Origin of the sequence: Streptomyces sp. NPDC050738 (assembly GCF_040654175.1) — a bacterium.
Taxonomy (GTDB): Bacteria; Actinomycetota; Actinomycetes; order Streptomycetales; family Streptomycetaceae; genus Streptomyces.
Genome location: NZ_JBFAHN010000007.1, coordinates 169,105 through 186,658, shown reverse-complemented (window position 1 = coordinate 186,658; position 17,554 = coordinate 169,105). Strand labels below are relative to the sequence as shown.

Sequence of the window (17,554 nt, the reverse complement as noted above, 5' to 3'; positions counted from 1 at the left end):
CACACGGCACCGGCGCCCCAGCCGGCCTCCAGCCGCACGAAGTCGATCCGGCAACACGGTCCCCGTCCCGTCATCGCTGGTGGAGCCGAAGCTCCACAACCGGCCCGGCGAAGCGAGGGGGGCCGGGAGCGACGGGCCGACCAACGCGGCCGCGACGTCCAGCCGGGCCTGGGCGGACGGGCCGAGGTTCCGCGCCGAGGTCACGATGGACTGACCCGAGGCCGCGCCCTGGACGACACTGTCTCCATGTCGTCCAACCTTGCAAAGCCCTCACCGCAGACCGCCGAACCCGACCTCTTGCGCGCCCACTTCACCGATCTGCAAGGGGATCTGCGTCGGGCCGACGATGCGTTGACGCGCCTTTTGGACACATGGCAGCCCGACCGCACACAGGGTGACGACCAGTTGGTTCGGTTCTGGGAGGATCGAGGTGCCCTGGCGCGTCGGGTCCATGAGATCGAATACGGGGCACGTGCATCGCTGCTCGTCTTCCAGTCCGGGGCCAACACCGTCACCCCCGTACCCACGACGGTGAACCGAGCCCAGGAGCCGGAGAGCACACCCGTTCCGGACGAGACGGAGCGCAAAGACGCGAATCCGGACGCCGCCTACCGCGTGGTCGTGGACCGCGCCTTCCTCGGCGAACCGGCGGCCATTCACCACCTCGACGAGCGCATGACCGAAGGCCATCAAGTCCGCGTCGTCGACCAGCCGTTGATCAAGCTAGTCGTCGCGGACGGCGAAACGGCCCTGGTCCAGGGGGGCCAGGGCCGCACGATGGAACTGCGGCCGCCCTTGGTACTGCTCGCCACCGAACTCTTCGAGTCGGTGTGGCGCCGTTCGCGCCCGTACCTGCGCGAGGACGGTGATCTCAGCCCCACGGACCGCCGAATCCTGCAGCTGATGCTGACCGGACTGACCGACGCGGCGACGGCCAACCAACTCGGAACGTCGCCACGCACGATCCAACGCCGGGTGCGCGCCCTGATGGACCTGGCTTCGGTGGACTCGCGGGTCCAGCTCGGCTGGTACGCGATGCGCAACAACTGGGTCTGAACCGGAAGTCGTTGTCGGCCCGTCCTTCTCTTGCCTGACGCCCGTCTGCGGGTCGGCGGCAAGGGCCGTGTCGCCCACCATGACCTGGCTGATCTGTTTGAGCGACTGACATCGGCCCTTGTCATGAAGAACGTCGTCCAGGACAGACCACTGCCCGCCAGCCTCAGCCGAGGTCGGCAGACGCCTTCGACAGGATGATGAGGCTCTGCGATTTTCTCCACGAGTGCTCTGCCCTCCACTTTGTTGGAGCTTGAAGGGTGTGGGGAGAGAGTGGGGAGCGAAGAGCATGCCGGCGTACGCGTCGAGGTGGCTCTGGCAGGAGTTTTCTTGCCGGAGATTGTCTTGGTCCGGCGGTGGGCAGCCGCTACGGCTGTGGCAGGCTTCCAGAACCTACAGCCGAAAGGGAATGGTGATCTTGGGCGACGTGGTGTCAGCTGACGATCCGGACTGGGATCCGGATGAGCACGTCCGGTTTGCCCACTACCGTAGGGCGTTTGACGAGGTAGCCGTTGACGATGCGGCCAACCTCGTCGCCCGTGTGCTCACCGACCCCGATAGGCAGATGTCGAAAGCCGCCGTGTGCGAGTACCTCGACCGACGGGCCGCCGCACTGCTCACGGAACCCGACTACCCCGCCTGGTGCCGGGAGATGTCCGGACCGGTTGCGGTGGACGACTTCTCCACCCGGCGTCTGCGCGAGTGGACTCTGCTGCGGGCGGTGACCTTGGACGAACCATGGGTCACCGAGACCCTGCTCGCGGCCTCCAACTGGCTTCAGCTCCACATCGCAGAGACGTCCTTGGCCGCGATCGCCCTGGCGACACTGGCCGAGGGAGGCCGGACCCGGCGCATCCGTAACATCTCCAAGTCCCGCCTGACGGCCTTCGGTGGGCGCCGCCAGGCGAACCGGGTCATGCCGGCGTAAGCCGACAAGTGTGTGTGGAAGGGCCCGTCGACCGTCAGGTCGGCGGGTTCTGGTGATTGATGACGGTCAGTCGGTGACGCCGGGACCTGGCTCGTCGGCTGCCGTAGACCCCACCGTCGCCGGGGAACGCCGCGTTAAGACCGGATAACTGTCCCCGGCCCGCGTCTGACGAAGGGTTCGCACCTCCGTCAGAAGGCGGCCAGCTCCACACCGTGCCGAAAACGGGCAGGCCCGGCCCTGGACGCTCGCCCGACAGCCGCAACAGGCACAAGGCCCGCATCCAGGACGTCGAAACGATCGCGAAACGCACCGAAACGATCAAGGATCCCGAACAGCAGCGAGGTTAGACATCAAGCCTGGAGCCCGCTTACAGACCTGCGTGCTTCAGCACCAGCGCCAGATCTGCGTCGGCCAGGCGCACGCACCCCTGAGGATGCTGGTTCGCCATCGCCTCCAACCTCACCGGATTCTTTCGCAGCGCCTCGGTCGCCTTAGCATGCAGTGTCGCGTTGACCAGGTAGGGCTTTCCCGAGCCAGCCGGCGCCGGGTACGGCTCCGAGGACACCTCAGCCATGGCAGCGATCTTCCTTTCCGGTGCTGCGAAGTACATCCACAACCGGTCGCCCGGGCGCATCTCCTTGAGCTTGCGGCCCAACCACCAGTGCCCCGGCGCGGTGTCCTCGCCGGCCAGCTTCGACACCCGCGCAGAAGTTGACGGCCCGCCCTCCACGGTGTCCAGCTTCGGATCCAGGACGTACAGCCACGACCGGCTTGCCCCGGGGACGCGGTAAATCGCACGGCCCCCAACCCCAGGCTTCCGCTCCAGGGCCTTGTCCCGGTTCAGGTCCCGCAGCAGCGACCGCGCACCCTTGTCATCCGTCACAAAGCCGTGGGTCTCCAGGGTCTCGATGACGCGAGCCGGGTCCCACTCGCCGCGCTCGGCGGTGATGGCGCTCTCCACAATCTCCAAACGAGTCAGCGACGTACGGTTCTTGGGCCTGCCGTGCTTCTCCAAAATCCTGTACAGCTTCGACGGCGACATGCCTGCTGCCACTCCGAGGTTGACGCGGCTTGCATCGGCATCCAACTCGTCTGCCTGCACGATTACCAGCTCTCGCCACTCCTCCAGGTGCTGGATCAGCCGACTGGTACGAGCGATGTCCCGCAGCAGTTCCACGGATTTCGCCTCGGCTGACGGTTGAGCCCCTCTCTCGCCGCGTACCGCCGCCACCAAGGCCCTGGCCAGCGCATCGGAATTCTCGACGGCGTGCTCCCGTTCCCCATCGTCCCCGTACGTCGCTTCCAGTCGCGCCACCATGACGTCCCCTCGCCTCTCGATTGGAGACGAGACTACATTGCAGGTGACCGAAGCCCAACTCCCCCACTCCCGCGGTCGTTTGGTCCATAGGGGCTCGTTGCCGCCACCGTCGGGGCCTGGCTGGACCGTTGGCCTTTATGAGGCTGTCCTTTGGGGGTCTATCGGGGTCCGCCGAGGGGTCGCCGTGGAGGTGTCCGGCCACCCCGGCGAGCTGTTCGGGGTCGGCGAGTTCGGTCAGCCCGTGAACGGCGGCTTCCGTACGGTTGGTCGAGTCCATGCCGACGGCCCACGTCTCTGCTCCTCGAGGCGCACGTCAGCGCTGGCGTGGTGGATCAAGCCCTGCGCGTACGGCTGGGCCTCGGCCCGCAGGCGTGCGCATCGCGGTCGGCTGCGGCAACAACTCGCCGCGCCTGACGACCAAGCGCTGCCAGCGGGTCGGCGCATAGGCAGCGGATAACAATGTGGAGATCGCCTACACCCCGACCAACAGCTCCTGGCTCAACCGGATCGAAGCCCAGTTCACCGCCTTGCGCTACTTCGCCCTCGATGGCACCGACCTCGTCGGCCACACGGAACAGGGAAGCATGTTCCGCCGCTACATCATCTGGTGAAACCGTCACGCCGATGACCCACACCTACGCGTCGTCATCGACCGGGCAAACGTCGCCTGATCCAAGACTGCCCGAGCTACCAGCCGAACTCGGGCGGCCCCACGACTCTGGTACCGACCTGCGCCGCCAGCCAGGCAGCCCGCTCGTCTTGACCGGGTCGTGCATGGATGAAGACGGTGTGCTCGGCTGCCCACTCTTCGCAGCGGATATCGTGGCTGTTACACGCGACCTGCAGCTCGGCGTACTTGTATTCCTGTCCGAGCCCGAGCTCAGGGACGGCCGGCCACTTCAGGTCGTGCCACAAGACGTAACTTCTCGTGATGTCTGACCAAGCCCTCAGGGCACTACCTGCCTGTGCAACGGCCTGCACACCTAGGCTGACATTCGCGGGGAAGCTGCCATCCCTGCCGCCGGACCACCTGATCTCTGCTCCGGGATGGGCTCCCGTCAGACGGCGCAACTCGTCGTCGTTGCGCGCCCAGGCGTCCAAATAGCAGGCGTTTTCTCTATACCAGAAAGCGACCGAGAGTAACTTCTCCGCGAGCGTCAACGCCTCAGCCAGATCCGTGGTCCGCAACACGGGCCAAGCATGTGTGTTCCCCATGACGGCATCCTGCCAGAGTGATCCCTTAGCCTGCCGGAGCGTGCGTCCACGTCGAAACCTGAGTAGCAGCTTGACTCGACCGAACCCACGACCCTCGACCAGGGCCTGCTCGAACTGGCCTGCAGGCTCATACGCCTCCGCCTCCTACGAACCTCATCCTGAAACGATCAGTCGGCTACGCTGAACCACCCCGGCCGCACCTGGGTCAGAAGCGGTTGCAGCGACCTCACTGCGCATCGCAGATCCTCCTCTGTAACGTCAACAGACTCCGGCAGGCTCAGCCCATACCAGCGCAGCCGCCAGAGGTCGAAGACTTCACTCCCGTCTGCTGCGAAGTCCACATCGACCTCGGTGCCGTTGTCACTGACGAAACGGCAGCCGGCCCCATGAACCGTGTAGGAGTAGGCGACAATGTGATCACTCCGGCTGATCTGACACGAACGGGCCAGGCCGAGGACATCTGCCAGTCTTTCCAGCGAGGGGATCGACGCCCTCATGGCCTCGTCAATCGCGTTCAGAGCGTGGACGTAACCAAGCACGAGGTCTCGTGCAGCCCCAACCCGTTCCATATGACGTCATCCCCCAGAGCCCGTGGCGGAACAGATTGTTCCATGGGGACGCCAGCATCTCCGCAGGACGGCATTCTGAAACGATCAGTAGGAGATCCTGCACTGACCGACGCTGGCCCCGCTGCCCACTCCTCCGTCCCGACCCGGGACCAGCTCTTCATTACCCTCCTTGACCCCCAGCACTTCGAGCAGCGCGCACTGCGGTCATCGAGCGCCCACGCCGACTTGTATTCAGCCCTCAACCGTCCAGACGCCATCCGAACTGGCTGCAGATCCGGGACTATCAGGCAACATTCTCGGGCGGGGCATCGTCCGAGGCCTGTGGCGACTGGATTTCACCGATCCCCAACCGGTGCATTTCCGAACGCGCCCACAACGCCCCATGCTGCGGCGATACACGGGTGTCGACCCCCAGGACGTGAAGGGTTCCGAGTGTGCCTTGGGCTCCGTCGACGCGGAGAACTCTCTGGGTGTATTCGCCGGGAGCTGGGTGGATGATCACGGCGCGTTGTTCCCCACGGGCGGCGTATCCAGCGCAGTACGTCAGGAGTTGATGAACATCGGCCGCGCTGACGCCGTGACGGTCGTAGCGCTTGTACTTCGCGTCCATCGGCAGCAGCGTGCGCACCCCAGGAGCCGGACCGGGGAGAGCCAGGAGGACGTCCGGCCGGAATGTGGAGGCGTTGCCAAGGTCGCCATGGACGGTGACGGGTGCGCTGCCGGCCGTGATGGGGCGGCCTCCGAACGGGGCGGAGGCCTCGACGGCCAGGCGTCGCACAACGGACTCCCAGAGTGCAGGCATGGCCAGCAGCAGACCGTCCGCGGTGCTGCCACGGTCGGCGAGAAGGTCCGTGACGCCGCCGCCACGCAGGAGCAGGAGCGCCCAGGTGTGGGCAGTGCGGTAACGGGAGTTGAGGCGTGTGTACTGGATGCGGTCCAAGGCGTGCAGTGCGGCGCCACGGGTCGGCGCCGGAGGAAATGCCTCCGAGAGGACTTTCAGACGGCGCGCCAGTTCGGGGTGCGTCACGAGGCTGCGGGCCGTATCCAGGGCGGTACTCAAGACGCGGTTGTCCCAGATCTCTACCTCCCGCTCGAAGGTGCGGGTGTGCAAGTGGTCGAGTTGCCCATAGCGGCGGGAGACCTGGGCTGTGATGTCGAGGCGCCCCCGCAGCACGGTGTCCAGGTGCTGACGTCGTACGTAGTCGCGTCGCAGCCCTTCTCGTACCAACTGCTCACACCGCTCCAGCAGTGCTGCGGCTACGAGGTCGGCGTACCCGTCGGGGCCAGTGGTCCAGCGTCGTGCCGTGGTCTCCAGGGGTGTTGGCACGTCGAGTGCGTAGGAGAGCCAGTTCATGAGTTGCTCACCCGGAATGGCGAACTTCGGCTCGATGACCAGGCGGACACGGTCGAGTATCAGGATGCCGACGGTCGCGTCGGCAATCAGGCGCCAACCTGCCGCGACCTGGTCGAGTCTCAGACGCTTGCGTGCCTGGAGGGCCTCCAGCCGCTCGACGTCCCGGCGGGTCAGCTGTCCGCACTCCAGAAGGACGCTTTCGTACTCCGCGAGGCGGATCTCGGGGCGATCAGGCATCAGGCCCCGGAGCACCACTGGTGAACTCGCCGGCCAGTGCGGAGGCAAGGTCCTGCGGTGACATCAGCGCGATGCGTCCGGTTCCGGCGTCGACGAGATCGCCGAGGAGCAGGTGGAGCAGGTCGGCCTGGCCGAGGCAATAGTCCTCGAGAAGCGGGATCAAGTCATGGTGGAACGCGGCGGCAAGATCTTCCACCGAGGCGATTGGCTCGCCGTCACGGAGGAGATAGGCGTGGCCGATCTGATGGTCGGCGTTGAGATGGCAGGCGATTCTGGTGTTGAGGGACTCGAGGAACTCGGACAGGTCCAACGGGCCGACCATGCCGGACACCGCGTCCGGGTCGGGGCCAACCGGGAGAAAGGCGAAGCGGCGGCGCACGGCAGCGTCCAAGTGGCTGATGCTGCGGTCCGCCGTGTTCATGGTCCCGATGATCCGTACGTTCGGCGGCACCGCGAAGGCACGCCTGCTGACGGACAGCGCGACGGGCAGACCCCGCTTGTCGAGCTCAAGCAGAGTGACCAACTCACCGAAGACGCGCGGCAGATCACCCCGGTTGATCTCGTCGATGATCAGAAGGAACGTCTCGTCCGGGCGCGCGGAGGCCTGAGCGCACAGGGCGTGGAACACGCCGTCGGTAAGCGCCAGGGTCAATCCGGGGCCCGTGGCGCTCAGGTCCGGTTTGAAGCCCTCAACGAAGTCCTCGTACCCGTAGGAGGGATGGAACGTCACCATCTGGATGCGGCCGTTCTTCAGCATTTCGGCCTGGGCCAGGGACCGTCCGGACGGTGGCGAGTCGAGCGCGTCGACCCGGCCGGCGAGGGCAAGCGCGGCGCCGAGTGCGAGTCTGGTCTTGCCTGTGCCCGGCGGGCCGTGCAGGATCACCTGTCCCTTGCGCTCGAGTGCCCCCAGCACGCTCGCGATGTCCTCGGGCAGCTCGACGGGTGCAGGGGCATGCGGCTGTGTCACTGTGGGGGCCGCCTGGTCGGGGCCGCCGGTGATCCGGGCGAAGAGCACCGGGTCGACCTTGGCGAAGGTGGATCGCCAGCCGTGCTGGGGCTTCGGGAGCATCCGGGCATGCGCTGCGTCCCAGGTCACCGGGACGACGTGCCGATATTCGGCGTGGTCCGCCTCGAAGTAATAACTCCCGCTGACGGTTCCGCTGGCCAGGATCTCGTCCGTGCCGCGGTTCGCGACGATCTGGTCGCCTTCCTCGAGGTCACGGAAGGCCAGCAGCCGTCGGGCGAGGGTCAGGCTGCCGCCACTGGTGCGGGGCCAGTGCGCATCCAGTGCCTGCTTCAGCTCGGTGTCACTCTGGTACTGGCCGAGATCGCCAAGCTCGTCCCACCCAACACGGATGACCCCGGCGTCACGACACTCGGGCCACAATCGTGCCCGCTCCCCAGGAGCGACCTTCCAGATGGTGCGCTGCCGCGGACGCGGATCGAAATGCTCGTACAGAAAATACATGACCTCAAGCCCGCTCCACCCCTCGAACTCGGCCCGAGAACGTATGAGTTCGAGCAGCGTGCGATTGGTGCGCCAGGCCGGAGCGTCGCTCTGCACTGAGCCGCCCAGCAACGTGACGAACCGGCGCAGGTGCATGTCGGAGTAGACGGGCAGGAAGTGCTCGGGGAAGTAGGTAGCGAGGGACTTGGTCACCAGCGCCGGTCCGAACCTGAGCACCTCCAGGTCGTCCACGACCCCGAAGTCCGCGACAGCCACGGCCTCGAAAGCCCGCACGAACTGTCCGCGCAGCGCCTCCCACGCCTCCAGTGGCTCCATGCCACGCAGCGGAGCGGCCAGGCGCCACTCGCCGGAGTTGTGGCGGTACATGATGTGCTTCGCAGCACTCCCGCCTCTGATGCTGCCGAGAGCCGAGGTGCCGAACTCCAGGAGCCGACAGTACGTCGGTCCGCCACCGGGCGGCCCTGCCTGCCCCAGCGCAAAGTCCGACAACGACATCGCCGGCCACGCCTCCAGCGGGAACCCCGCCAACACCTGCTTCCGTTCGGCATCGGCAGCCGTCGCGGCATCCGCCAGCCCACTCCGGTCGTATGCGGCCGCGACCCCCGGCAAGTCCATCTCGTCCGTCATGCAGGGCATGATGCCGGATCCTCAACGCGCGCGGACCTGACTCCGACGCTCCGAGTCGGCAAGTGCAAGCGGAGTGCCCGCCTGCTGTTGATGACCTCCGGCTGCCGTCCACCGCCCGCTCGGGGCGAGAGCGGGTTGCTGACCATCTGTTCCGAGTACTAAAACTGGTTTGTCTCCCGCTCGTCACCTCCCCGAGGGAGCAGCCCTGCCCACCACAGTCGTCACCGGCGGTACCGACGGCATCGGCCGCGCGCTCGCCGACACCTACCTGGATCGCGGTCATGACGTCTTGGTGATCGGCACCAACGCCGCCAAGGGCGATGCGTTGCTGGAGGCCGCCGAACGGCGCGGGGCGGACGAACAAGCCCACGTCCTGACAGCCGTGAGGCCGCTCTGTTCCGGGGTCGCGAGCGGGACCGGAATGCGGGCGCCCTCGTCGGCGGTGAGCCCGGCGACAAGGTCTGACCATCCGTCACCTTTGTGCGGCATGCATCGAGTTGCCGGACTGTAGAGGAAATCGCTGCCGGGCAGAAACGCTTGTCAGATCCTGACGATCTCGACTCCCGGGCCGCACAACAGGGTCAGGTCCTTCGGATCCGACGTCATGGCTGTCACCGGCGCCGCCCCACTGCGGGCCAGGGCTGCGAGGACCGCGCCGACGGCGTACTTAAGGCCACTCTGCCGGTGCTCCCGCAGGAGCGCCGCGGCTCCGCCCAGGCCTGAAGAACGTCATCACTGCGGTGCCCACGCGTACTGCCGGATCACCCACCGTGCCTCCCTCGGACTGTTCCAGTCCGAGGGAGGCACGGTGCTGTGTCGAGAGATCCCGGGTCCGCCGTTCGCCTGGGGCCCCGTGCTGCCGACATCACCGATCGATCAGGAGACCGCCCGTGTCTGACATCCCCCTCGGCATCCTCGACCTGGCCCCGATCCATCCGGCTCGACAGCAGCTCGGTGCACGCTGAGTGTGATGGCGAGGAATTTCACGACGTCGCCCGCTGATCACCCCGAGGCTCGTCCGGGTGGGCGAGGCCCAGGTGGTGGCGGAGGGTCGGGCCCTCATAGTCGGTGCGGAAGACGCCCTGTTCCTGCAGCAGTGGGACAACCTCGTCGGCGAAGACGTCGAGGCCGCCGGGAGTGATGTGCGGGACGAGGATGAAGCCGTCGCTGGCGTCGGCCTGCACGAAGTCGTTGATGGTCTTCGCGACGGTGGCCGGGGAGCCGATGAAGTTCTGGCGGTTGCCGGTCTCGATGACGAGGTCGCGGATGGACCAGTTGTTGGCGGCCGCCAACTCCCGCCATTCGCGGGCGGTGGCCAGCGGGTCGCGGTACATGCGCACCTGGGCGCGTCCCTTGGCGATGTGGTGGTCGCTGACGTCCGGGTCGACGTCGGGCAGCGGGCCCTCCGGATCGTACGAGGACAGGTCGCGGTTCCAGACGAACTCAAGGTGTTTGATGGCGGTGGCGCCGCTGACCTGCTGGCGGCGCACCTCATTGGCCAGCTCCTGCGCCTGCGCGTCCGTGTCGCCGAGGATGAAGCTCGCGGCGGGCAGGATGAGCAACTCGTCGGGCCTGCGGCCGTACTTGGCGAGGCGATGCTTGACGTCCTTGTAGAAGGCCTGGCCCGGCTCCAGGGTGGCATACCGGCTGAAGATCGCGTCGGCGCTCGACGCGGCGAACTCGCGGCCCTCGTCGGAGTCTCCGGCCTGGAAAATCACCGGGCGGCCCTGCGGGGAGCGCGGCACATTGAACTGGCCGTGGATGTCGAAGTGCTGCCCCTGGTGCACGAAGGATCCGGCCTTCGCGTCGCTCAGGAAGGCACCCGTCGCCTGGTCGGCCACGATCTCGTCGCCGTGCCAGGAGTCGAGGAGCTCGTTCGTGGTGGCCAGGAACTCCTTGGCGCGGGAGTAGCGCTCGTCCTGCGGCAGGAAGCCACCACGGCGGAAGTTCTCGCCGGTGAAGGCGTCCCAGGAGGTGACGACGTTCCAGGCGGAGCGGCCGCCGGAGAGGTGGTCGAGGCCGGCGAACTGGCGGGCCACCTCGTAGGGCTCGTTGAAGGTGGAGTTGATGGTGCCGGTCAGTCCCAGACGGTCGGTGACGGCGGCAAGCGCGGCGAGGATCGTGAAGGTGTCCGGGCGACCGACGACGTCCAAGTCGTATATCTGGCCGCCCTGTTCGCGCAGCCGGAGTCCCTCGGCGAGGAACAGGAAGTCGAACTTGGCGCGTTCCGCGGTCTGCGCGAAGTGCACGAAGGAGCTGAACTCGATGTGGCTGCCGGCCTCCGGATCGCTCCACACGGTGGTGTTGTTGACGCCCGGGAAGTGCGCAGCCAAATGGATCTGCTTCAGCGGCTTGCTCATGTCGGTGTAGGTCCTTCCGGCTCAGGCGGTGGTGGCTGCGGCGTAGCGGTTGGCGGGGCGGCTCAGGCCCAGCAGGCCGCGCAGGGTGTCGGCTTCGTAGGCGGTACGGAAGGCGCCCCGGCGCTGGAGTTCGGGAACCAGGCCCCGGGAGACGGCCGGCAGGTCGTGCCCGGCGACGGCGGGCCGCAGTCGGAAGCCGCTCAGCCCCGCCTCGCCCAACTCCTGCAGCACGTCGGCCAGTTGCGTGGGCGTACCGGCGAAGATCCGGGCGTCGCTGGTGTACGGCTCCCCCGCGAGCGCGTCGAGGCGTGCGCGCCGGTCCTCCGCGGCGGCCTGGTCGTCGTCCAGGAAGACCACCAAGTCACCGAAGACGTGCAGGAGTTGACCGGCACGGCCGGCCGCCTCTTGTTCGGCGCGGATCTCGGCGACGATCGCCCGGGCGTCCTCGGCGTCCTGCGGGGTGACGTAGCCGACGTCGCCCTGGCGGGCCACGAGCCGGTAGGGAACGGTCTGGCGGGCGAGGGCGGTGACGAGCGGCTGCCCCTGGGGCGGGCGCGGGGTGATGGAGGGGCCTTTGACGCTGAAGTACTTGCCCTCGAAATCGATGTGGTGCAGCTTGTCTCGGTCCACGAAACGCCCGGTGGCGACGGACCGGATCTCCGCGTCGTCCTCCCAGCTGTCCCAGAGCCGACGCACGACCTCGACGTAGTCGGCGGCCTCGTCGAAGAGGCCGGTCAGCCGCTCCTGGCCGGACGGGGTCCGCAGCTCCTCCAGGCTCAGCGGCGGCAAGGTGCGACGGCCGAAGTGGTCGGACTCGTGCGGGCGGGCGCTGATCTGCACGCGCAGGCCGGCGCGGCCGGTGCTGACGTAGTCGAGGGTGGCGATCGCCTTGGAGATGTGGAAGGGCTCCGTGTGGGTGGCGATCACCGTCGGCACCAGGCCGATGTGCCGGGTGAGGGGCGCGATCCGGGACGCGATCAGGACGGCGTCGAGGCGGCCGCGCACCTGGTCGGTGCGGCCGTCCAGCTCGCCGTAGTGCGAGGACTGCAGGCCGAGCCCGTCCTCGAAGGTGACGAAGTCGAGCAGGCCGCGCTCGGCCTCGGCGACCTGGTCGGCCCAGTAACCGGCGGTGAACAGGTCCCGGGGGCGGGCGACCTGTTCGCGCCAGGAGGCGGGGTGCCAGCCGGTGCCGTCGAGGGCGACGGCGAGGTGCAGCGAAGAAGGGGACACGGATGAATGCCTTCCTGGAGATCCGTACGAAAACGCCGACGCGCGTGAATGGCGGCGAACGGCATCTGGATGGCGGCGAGATGGAGTCCGCCGGCCGAATACCTGAGAAGGTCAGGAGCAACAGAGGGCGCCGGCCACGCGCTGAAGGTCGATGTGGCGCCGGGAGTGCAGGGGTACGGGACGGAGTACACGAGTCACGTGACGCACCTCCGTCCTAACTGCCGCCGGCCACAGGGACAACGGCGTGTTCATACGGTTTCTTCCACAGCGGCAGTGGCTCCGGTGTTCCGCACGAGCGAGAAGACCGTACGGCAGCGCAGGGTGAAGCCGAGCGACTCATACAGCTGGATGGCGCCGGTGTTGGTGGCGGCGGCATGCAGGAAGGGTTGCTCGCCGCGTTGCTTGATGCCGGCTGCGACGGCGCGGACCAGGCGCGTGGCCAGGCCCCGGCCGCGGTGGTCCGGGTCGGTGCACACGGCGCTGATCTCGGTCCAGCCGGGCGGGTGCAGCCGTTCACCGGCCATCGCGATGAGCCGGCCGCGGTGGCGGATGCCCAGGTAGGTGCCCAGTTCGACGGTGCGCGGCAGGTAGGGGCCCGGTCGGGTACGGGCTACCAGGTCGAGGATCTCGGGTACGTCGGCGGGGCCGAGCCGTACAGCCTCGGAATCAGTCTCCGCCCGCAGCCCGGTGTCGACGAGTTGGACGCCCTGGCCACTCCGGACGAGCTCCCATCCATTCGGTGGTTCGCTCACGCCGCGCACCGCGGCGCTGCCGCCGGGGCCGACGAGCGTGGCCAGGTCGGCCCAGGCGCACGGGTCGTCCTCATCGGTGACGGCATGGAAGGGAGCCACGTCCCGCGGATAGCGGGCGGCCCGGCCGACGCGTTGGGCGAAGTGGGCGTGCGGGCCGGTGAGGGCGGCCCACGCGGGGTTGTCGAGGACGTGGGAATCGGTGGTTTCGAGACTGGCTACGGACATCGCGTGACGGCTCCAGTGCTGGGGACGCGGGGCGGGGACCCCGGCGCGGGGCGACGGTGGGTGACGATCAGTCCGCCGAGGATGCTCGGCCGCAGGAACCAGTAGTCGGCTGCGGCGGTGGCCATCCGGCGTCCGGGCCGACGACGCGGCAGAACACGCAGTGCCACGAGTGGTTTTGACGGTTCGTCGGTGGGGCGGCGTCTCGGGGACGGCAACGGTGATGCCTGGGCGTTCACTCATGGTGGGCTCCGGCGGAGTCGGACACCCCGGACCGCGGCGGCGTGCGGCGCACACGACGGCTGGTTGCCGGGCGGGGGCTGGGAGGACGGCGTGACACCGCGCAAGCGGTGTTCGTCCGGGAACAGGGGGCTGAAGAGAGGTGTTAGCCCCGACAGCGGGCACGGCCCGGTGCGGTACACAGCGCGCTGTTCACGCGGAGCAGATCGACGGTGCGGTCGGCGACCAGCAGGCAGGCGTACGACCGTACGCAGCCCTGAGGGCGGCAAGGGGCCATCCTCAGCGCTGCGTACATGGCGTCACCGTCACTGTTCCGGCCCAGTGGGCCTCGCGCTTACCGAAACGTCATCCGGTCCGGTCGTCACCTGGGGCACCCCACCGCGGTGCGAGGGTTGCCGGTCAGCAAGCCAGGGCCTGTCGCTGACACTCATGACCGTTCTGGCTCGCAGTAAAGACAAAGGCCCAAGCTGATGTCAACGCCGGTCCAACGGGTGGAACGGCTACTGGGCGGCGCGCGTAGCCCTGCCCCGGACCCGGTACACATGAATGACAAAAAGCTGTCACACGCCGACCGGAATGCGAGGCCGACCGGCGGCCGTTCCCACCGACATGACTGTTGGAGCAGCACTCAACACGTCCGGCACATCGAACCAGGTCGATGCCACCGCCCAACTGGCCACGGAATCAGCGAAGTTCGGCCTAGCATCGGCCCTGTTCGGGCAGACCTCCGGCACGGACGGGACGCGCTGTGGCACGTGCTGAGCGGAGCGACGACGTCTTTCGAGGTCGTTACGATCAACACAACGCTGTTGGGAGCGACGCGCAACCACACAGCGCTTGTCCGGACGTTCATCGCCGTTGCCAGCCGCATTGCGACCCGTCGCTCATACCGTGAACCTGACCCGGACACGCTCGTGTTATGCCCACGGCGCCTGTCCCGCCGGGCAATTCCCCGGACTCAGCGCCGCCGCCAGCCCGCTGGTGAACTCCGCGCCGGCTGCCAGCCATTGCTCGCGCAGCTGCGACTCCTCGTACAGACGGGCGTTCTCGATGGCGATCCCGGCCGCCACGGCCAGCGTCGACAGGACCGCCTCGTCCTCCTCGCCGAACTGGGCGCCGCCGCGCTTATCAGTCAGATAGAGATTGCCGAACACCTCGTCCCGCACCCCGAGGAAGGAGTGCAACGGCGGATGGTGCGCGGGAATTCCAGACGACGCCGGGTGCTCGGCCAGGTCGGCGAGGCGCAGCGCCTCCGGGTGACGGATCAACTCCCCCAACAGCCCGTGCCCGGACGGCAGATCACCGACCCGGGCCCGGAGTTCCTCGTTCATCCCCACCGGCAGGAATTCTGAGAGCCGCTGCCCGTCAGCGATCACGCCAAGCGCGCCGTATTCGGCATCCACCAGGGCGACGGCAACCTCAATCACCCCGCGAAGGACCTGCGACAGCTCCAGTTCACGCCCCACCGAGTGCACGGCCTCCAGCAGGCCGCTCTACCGGTCCCGGGTCCCGCGGACCGTGTCGATCCGCACCTGAAGTTCGTCCGGTAGATCATCGAGCCGTAACCGCCCCAGCGACCCACCCGAGCCTTCCGGTTCTTTCGGCCTCAATGGTTTCCCCCACCCAGCCCACGCGGAAGCAGTCCGTGGTCAATTCAAAGCTGCGCCACCGGGCGGCAACTGCCCGCCGTTGTGCCCACGTTGTCCATCGGTACCTGGGAGCGTCAGCCGGAAAGTGGTGTGCCCAGGGCTGCTGGCGACGGTGATGTCTCCGCCGTGGGCGGTGATGACGGCCTGCACGATGGCGAGGCCAAGACCGGTGCTTCCCGTACTGCGGGAGCGGGCGTGGTCGGCGCGGACGAAGCGGCCGAAGATTTCCGGTTGAATCTCGTCGGCGATACCCGGCCCGTTGTCGGTCACGCTGAGGCACACCTCTGCTTCACCTCTGGTCAGGGCGATGCTCACTTCGGTGTCTGGCGGAGTGTGCGTGCGGGCATTGGCGAGAAGGTTTCCGATGGCCTGTTGCAGGCGGTGGGCGTCGCCGGTGACGGTGATGGGGTCTGCGGGAAGGTCGAGAATCCAGCGGTGGGCCGGGCCTGCTGCACGTGCGTCGTCCGTGGCGGTCAGTACCAGCAGCGTCAGGTCCACCGGTTCTCGCTCCAGGGGGCGCCCGGCGTCCAGACGGGCGAGCAGGAGCAGGTCGTCGACAAGGCGTGTCATCCTCTGCGATTCCCCGTCGATGCGTTCAAGCGCGTGCCGTACCTCTTGAGGCACCGGGCCGCCGAGGCGGAGAGCTAGTTCGGCGTGCCCACGGATATTCGCTACGGGGGTACGCAGTTCATGGCTTGCGTCGGCGGCGAAGTGCCGGAGCCGTTCCTCGCTGGCCTGGCGGCGGGTGAGGGCGTCCTCCACGTGGCCGAGCATGTGGTTGAGTGCGCCGCCGACCTGGCCGACCTCGGTGCGGGGGTCGGCATCGGGAAGCGGGCCCGGCATGGCGATCTCGCCGCTGGCGAGCGGCAGCCCGGCCACCTCCGCGGCGCGCGCCGTGACCTTCTGGAGGGGCCGGAGGGAGAAACGTACCCACAGCGCCGCGGCGATACCGGAAAGCAGGAGGGCGGCTGCGAACAGTGCGGTTTCGACGGCTTCGAGACGGTGGACGGTCTCTTCCACTGGGTGCAGGGGCAGGCCGGTGATCATGGTGTCCTGGTCGTCACCCCGGACAGCGGTGACACGATACTTCCCCAGTGTGGAGAGCCGAATGCTGTGCCCGCGTCCGTCCACGGGGAGCCGCGCCAGGACGCGGCGATCATTGTCGGACAGGGTCAGGGGGCGATCGGTCGTGTCGTCCACGACGGCCGCCTGGGTGACGGTTCCGTTCAGGAGACGGGCACCGAAGGTGGAGTCGGCCTGCCCCCGGGTGTCGGGGCGATTGTCCCCGTCCGGCCTGGTCTCGTGTTCCAGACTGGCGGCGAACCGGCCGCCGGAGGCGGTGAGTTGCTCATCCAGGCGTCCCATCAGGAAGCCGCGCAGCGCGAGAGCTGTGGTGATCCCGACAGCCAGGCAGGCGAAGGCGAGCAGGGTGACGAGCCCGACGGTGAGCTGGCCCCGCAGCGTGCGGGGCGGCAGGCGCCTCACGAGACGTCCGGCTTGAGGACGTAGCCGACGCCGCGCACGGTGTGGATCATCGGGGTGCGGCCTGCGTCGATTTTCTTGCGCAGGTAGCTGATGTAGAGCTCGACGATGTGCGCGCGCCCGCCGAAGTCGTAGGCCCAGACCCGGTCGAGGATCTGGTCCTTGGACAGCACCCTGCGCGGGTTGCGCATGAGGAACCGCAAGAGTTCGAACTCGGTGCGTGACAGATCGACGGTCACTCCGCCGCGCCGGACTTCCCTCGCTTCCTCGTCCATGCTGAGATCCCCCACGGAGAGCCAGTTGGTGCCGGGTTCCGCTCTCATGCCGGCCCGCCTCAGGAGTCCGCGCAGCCGGGCCAGGACTTCTTCCAGGCTGTACGGCTTGGTGACGTAGTCGTCGCCCCCGGCGGTGATGCCGGCGATCCGGTCCTCGACCGCGTCTCGGGCGGTCAGGAACAGGACGCAGACACGGGGGGCCTCGCGTCGCAGGGCTCGCAGTACCTGCAAGCCGTCGAGGTCGGGCAGCATCCAGTCCAGGACCACCGCGTCGGGGCGGAAGTCGCGTGCTGTCGCGAGTGCACTCGCGCCGTCCGCGGCGCAGCGCACCTGCCAGCCCTCCCCCGTCATGACGCCGGCCAGGACGTCGGTGACGTCGGGTTCGTCGTCGACGACGAGGACCCGCACCGGCTCTCCGTCGGGATGGTGCAGCTGGGGTGTCTTGCGCGGTGCGTCCATGATTCGTCCAGCATCCCCCGGCGCGGGCGGGAACTGGACGGACGCAGTCTTTGAGTTTCCTCTGAATCGGCGCTGCGCGCGGACTGCGGCGACCCGCTCAGAGGGTTCACAGAGGT

At 67.8% G+C, this 17,554-nt stretch carries 14 protein-coding genes, 2 pseudogenes and 1 riboswitch; of the genes and pseudogenes, 4 read left to right on the top strand and 12 right to left on the bottom strand.

Translation table 11 applies throughout. The features are described from left to right. The first annotated feature begins 246 nt into the window (after window positions 1–246). Window positions 247–1,056 (top strand): helix-turn-helix transcriptional regulator, encoded by an 810-nt coding sequence (locus tag AB0H78_RS20025; protein WP_363235811.1) that lies wholly within the window; start codon window positions 247–249, stop codon window positions 1,054–1,056. Window positions 1,057–1,618: 562 nt separating this feature from the next. Then, complete coding sequence (locus AB0H78_RS20020; RefSeq protein ID WP_363235810.1) at window positions 1,619–1,981, top strand: hypothetical protein; 363 nt, start codon at window positions 1,619–1,621, stop codon at window positions 1,979–1,981. Window positions 1,982–2,348: 367 nt separating this feature from the next. Here the strand turns inward: AB0H78_RS20020 and AB0H78_RS20015 are convergent, their stop codons facing one another. Then, window positions 2,349–3,299 (bottom strand): EVE domain-containing protein, encoded by a 951-nt coding sequence (locus tag AB0H78_RS20015; protein ID WP_363235809.1) that lies wholly within the window; start codon window positions 3,297–3,299, stop codon window positions 2,349–2,351. A 371-nt stretch (window positions 3,300–3,670) separates the two neighbouring features. On the opposite strand from AB0H78_RS20015, the pseudogene AB0H78_RS20010 reads away from it, so the two are divergent. Then, window positions 3,671–3,910 (top strand): annotated as a pseudogene (locus AB0H78_RS20010) (IS630 family transposase); the annotation flags it as partial. Between the two features lie 76 nt (window positions 3,911–3,986). Here AB0H78_RS20010 and AB0H78_RS20005 read toward each other — a convergent pair. The 4 genes from AB0H78_RS20005 to AB0H78_RS19990 form a co-directional block, all read right to left on the bottom strand. Continuing rightward, the gene (locus tag AB0H78_RS20005; RefSeq protein ID WP_363235807.1) at window positions 3,987–4,490 is read right to left on the bottom strand and encodes a hypothetical protein; all 504 of its coding nucleotides are present in this window, start codon (window positions 4,488–4,490) and stop codon (window positions 3,987–3,989) included. Between the two features lie 191 nt (window positions 4,491–4,681). After that, window positions 4,682–5,053 carry a hypothetical protein gene (locus tag AB0H78_RS20000; RefSeq protein WP_363235805.1) on the bottom strand — a complete coding sequence of 124 codons (372 nt, stop codon included), beginning with the start codon at window positions 5,051–5,053 and terminating at the stop codon, window positions 4,682–4,684. Window positions 5,054–5,366: 313 nt separating this feature from the next. After that, window positions 5,367–6,674 carry a PE-PGRS family protein gene (locus AB0H78_RS19995; protein ID WP_363235804.1) on the bottom strand — a complete coding sequence of 436 codons (1,308 nt, stop codon included), beginning with the start codon at window positions 6,672–6,674 and terminating at the stop codon, window positions 5,367–5,369. Further along, the gene (locus AB0H78_RS19990; protein ID WP_363235803.1) at window positions 6,667–8,769 is read right to left on the bottom strand and encodes an AAA family ATPase; all 2,103 of its coding nucleotides are present in this window, start codon (window positions 8,767–8,769) and stop codon (window positions 6,667–6,669) included. The genes AB0H78_RS19995 and AB0H78_RS19990 overlap by 8 nt, the downstream gene beginning before the upstream one ends. A gap of 169 nt (window positions 8,770–8,938) precedes the next feature. On the opposite strand from AB0H78_RS19990, the gene AB0H78_RS19985 reads away from it, so the two are divergent. After that, a complete protein-coding gene (locus AB0H78_RS19985) occupies window positions 8,939–9,280 on the top strand; it encodes an SDR family NAD(P)-dependent oxidoreductase (RefSeq protein ID WP_363235802.1) in 342 nt (113 codons plus the stop codon). A gap of 472 nt (window positions 9,281–9,752) precedes the next feature. On the opposite strand, the gene AB0H78_RS19980 is transcribed toward AB0H78_RS19985, so the two are convergent. The 7 genes and pseudogenes from AB0H78_RS19980 to AB0H78_RS19950 form a co-directional block, all read right to left on the bottom strand. Beyond that, window positions 9,753–11,129: an NtaA/DmoA family FMN-dependent monooxygenase gene (locus tag AB0H78_RS19980; protein ID WP_363235801.1), complete on the bottom strand. Its 1,377-nt coding sequence runs from the start codon at window positions 11,127–11,129 to the stop codon at window positions 9,753–9,755. A gap of 21 nt (window positions 11,130–11,150) precedes the next feature. Then, window positions 11,151–12,359 carry an LLM class flavin-dependent oxidoreductase gene (locus AB0H78_RS19975; RefSeq protein WP_363235800.1) on the bottom strand — a complete coding sequence of 403 codons (1,209 nt, stop codon included), beginning with the start codon at window positions 12,357–12,359 and terminating at the stop codon, window positions 11,151–11,153. A gap of 111 nt (window positions 12,360–12,470) precedes the next feature. Then, window positions 12,471–12,611, bottom strand: a complete 141-nt coding sequence (locus AB0H78_RS19970) for a putative leader peptide (RefSeq protein WP_363235799.1) — start codon at window positions 12,609–12,611, stop codon at window positions 12,471–12,473. Further along, a complete protein-coding gene (locus AB0H78_RS19965) occupies window positions 12,608–13,336 on the bottom strand; it encodes a GNAT family N-acetyltransferase (protein WP_363235798.1) in 729 nt (242 codons plus the stop codon). The genes AB0H78_RS19970 and AB0H78_RS19965 overlap by 4 nt, the downstream gene beginning before the upstream one ends. Before the next feature lie 562 nt (window positions 13,337–13,898). Beyond that, window positions 13,899–14,008, bottom strand: a riboswitch (SAM riboswitch). A gap of 542 nt (window positions 14,009–14,550) precedes the next feature. Then, window positions 14,551–15,183: pseudogene (locus AB0H78_RS19960) on the bottom strand (GAF domain-containing protein); the annotation flags it as partial. 39 nt (window positions 15,184–15,222) lie between these two features. Beyond that, entirely contained in the window at window positions 15,223–16,707 is a 1,485-nt protein-coding gene (locus AB0H78_RS19955) for a HAMP domain-containing sensor histidine kinase (RefSeq protein ID WP_363235797.1), read from the bottom strand. Then, window positions 16,704–17,438: a response regulator transcription factor gene (locus AB0H78_RS19950; RefSeq protein ID WP_363235796.1), complete on the bottom strand. Its 735-nt coding sequence runs from the start codon at window positions 17,436–17,438 to the stop codon at window positions 16,704–16,706. The genes AB0H78_RS19955 and AB0H78_RS19950 overlap by 4 nt, the downstream gene beginning before the upstream one ends. Window positions 17,439–17,554: the final 116 nt, after the last annotated feature.

Coding starts and splice junctions, on each gene's coding strand:
- AB0H78_RS20025 (WP_363235811.1), top strand. CDS start 247: ATGTCGTCCAACCTTGCAAAGCCCTCACCGCAGACCGCCGAACCCGAC.
- AB0H78_RS20020 (WP_363235810.1), top strand. CDS start 1,619: ATGTCGAAAGCCGCCGTGTGCGAGTACCTCGACCGACGGGCCGCCGCA.
- AB0H78_RS20015 (WP_363235809.1), bottom strand. CDS start 3,299: ATGGTGGCGCGACTGGAAGCGACGTACGGGGACGATGGGGAACGGGAG.
- AB0H78_RS19995 (WP_363235804.1), bottom strand. CDS start 6,674: ATGCCTGATCGCCCCGAGATCCGCCTCGCGGAGTACGAAAGCGTCCTT.
- AB0H78_RS19990 (WP_363235803.1), bottom strand. CDS start 8,769: ATGACGGACGAGATGGACTTGCCGGGGGTCGCGGCCGCATACGACCGG.
- AB0H78_RS19980 (WP_363235801.1), bottom strand. CDS start 11,129: ATGAGCAAGCCGCTGAAGCAGATCCATTTGGCTGCGCACTTCCCGGGC.
- AB0H78_RS19970 (WP_363235799.1), bottom strand. CDS start 12,611: ATGAACACGCCGTTGTCCCTGTGGCCGGCGGCAGTTAGGACGGAGGTG.
- AB0H78_RS19965 (WP_363235798.1), bottom strand. CDS start 13,336: ATGTCCGTAGCCAGTCTCGAAACCACCGATTCCCACGTCCTCGACAAC.
- AB0H78_RS19950 (WP_363235796.1), bottom strand. CDS start 17,438: ATGGACGCACCGCGCAAGACACCCCAGCTGCACCATCCCGACGGAGAG.